General features: G+C 25.6%; 3 protein-coding genes. All 3 read left to right on the top strand.

The window, feature by feature from the left end; translation table 11 throughout:
* Window positions 1–231, top strand: a 231-nt coding sequence (locus ACR0P1_RS07795) for a hypothetical protein (RefSeq protein WP_432645842.1), incomplete at its 5' end; no start/stop codon positions are given.
* A gap of 38 nt (window positions 232–269) precedes the next feature.
* Entirely contained in the window at window positions 270–545 is a 276-nt protein-coding gene (locus tag ACR0P1_RS07790; protein WP_432645841.1) for a hypothetical protein, read from the top strand.
* A 219-nt stretch (window positions 546–764) separates the two neighbouring features.
* A partial coding sequence (locus ACR0P1_RS07785; protein WP_432645840.1) for a hypothetical protein occupies window positions 765–2,190 on the top strand: 1,426 nt, incomplete at its 3' end.

The raw sequence follows: 2,190 nt of genomic DNA, 5'->3' as shown, positions 1-2,190 counted from the left end.
GTAGATCAGGATCATCAGTTATTAACAGATTTATTTATTTCTTCAAGACCTTCTGATAATCCATATATTTTGATCAAATATACAACTTATACTGATGATATTTTTTATTTTCCATTTGATAGAAATAACAGAAGAAGGTTTCTTGATATTTTGAGCATTAATAATAATTTTAATGAACCTCCTGTTAGAACTGTTGAAGTTCTTCAATTTATTAAATTAACAACACATTAAATTGGATATTATTAATTATATTTTTTTATTTATGAAAAATGAAGCTTGAAAAAATATCCTTTAATGCATTCAATTTGATTGAAGATGATAATCATGACTATTTGATTGAAATTATCAAGGGTTCTGAACCAATTGATAATCAGGATATAATGGTTAAATTGTATCTTAAAGAGGATCATTATATTTTCACCAAATATTTTCCATATACTGAAGAAAACAGAAGAAAACTTCTTCATATACTGGAAGTTGATTATAACGAATATGAAGATAGAATTATTGAGTTCATGGAGTTCATTAAAATCGAAGATCTCTGATTTATAGCTTATTTTTTTATATTTCAATATCTCAATATTTTTGCTTGTTTTGATTTTTCTTGTAGAAATTAAAACAGGGTTATCCAAAATACTTCCATAGATTCCAGTTGCTATCGAAATATCAAACCTGTAAAAATAGGCTAATATTTAAATATAAATAAATTGAAAAATAAAACAGTTAATTTATATTTTATTTTTTTATATTTTTGAATAATTAAAATGCAATTTAAAACTGCTGCACAGAACTTCTGGAGGGGTAAGTCTAAATATTTAAAATCATGGTTAATTAGCCATAATTTCTTGAATCCAAATCAGAGATATTATTATTTCCAAGGAATCAAGTTATTTGTTAATAATTATGAATCGTATGTCAATAGACATGCAAACAGTAATAAGGATTATTTCTCTAATTCAGCTATTTCAAATTATTTATCGTTTATGGATGGTTCAAGAGTTCTGAATAAAAATAAGGATCTAAATCTTGATTCATCAATAGATAATAATCTACAAGAAATCATGAACGTTTCTAATCTAGATCTTCATGATTTTCACCACAAGAAACTGGATCCTGAAAATATTAGAGAAGCACATCAATTGGTTAATCTTCTTGAAAACACAGATCCTGTTAATGCTCATATTTTATTCATTTTTAAAGCAGAACTTCCAGATGGAACAATTATTGATGAATGTAGAAGATTCACTATTGAATCATATAAATTAATTTCAAGGATAATTAATAATAATTGTATTATGCTTGAAGAAGATCTTGGATACGATTTGGGTCAAATAACTACTGAAGCGAAATTAATTTCAATTGAAATTGTGGATCTTGATCAAGAGAAAATAATTAGAAGAAGAACACCTGGTTTTTTCAATTGGATAATTAAATCTAATCCTTTTGATTTATCAAGATATCAAATATATCAAAAATTCGAAGATATTGATCCAGAACTGTGTTTCATTCATGCATTAAGAGAGAAAGGTGTTGATGAAACAATTATTTCAAATATATCTAACGATCTTGAAGGAATAGAGAGAATTACATTAAAAACAGTCGAAATGATCTCTGAGAAATATGATTTATTTATAAACATTAAGGCTGTTTATCCTGATAAGTTCTATAATAATAGATATCCTAGAGATTATATGTATGATGAAACTAAAAACTGGATCGAAATATGCTTCTTTACAGTTCAAAATCAAGATTATCCTGAACACATAATCCCTTATGATGAAGATATTAAATTCAATATTAATTATTTCAAATGTACTGACGATCAGAAGAAGATCTTGGATAAATATACATCTGATGAACTAATGAAGTTCTCTAGATTTGGACCAAGAGGAGAAAGATTCGAAAATAAAGGAAATTTAATTGATTCTATTAAGCTTCTCAGAGATCTTCATAAATTTAATTCACAAGCATTAATTCCATTAACAAATGATCAGAAATATGAGTTACGAAATAGAAATATAAATAGAAATAAGGAGATTAACTTCAATATATCAAAAACTGATTATAGACCATGGAATAAATATGGGGATCTTAATAGAATAGATCAAATATTCAAAAATATTCCAAATCTTTATCAAGTATCTGGAAATGTTGAAAATATAATTAGAAAATGTGTTTCAGGATTAGCTC

The sequence above is a fragment of the Methanobrevibacter sp. genome, from assembly GCF_050872065.1.
In the GTDB taxonomy this organism is placed as follows: domain Archaea; phylum Methanobacteriota; class Methanobacteria; order Methanobacteriales; family Methanobacteriaceae; genus Methanocatella.
This window is presented reverse-complemented; position numbering and strand designations above follow the sequence as displayed.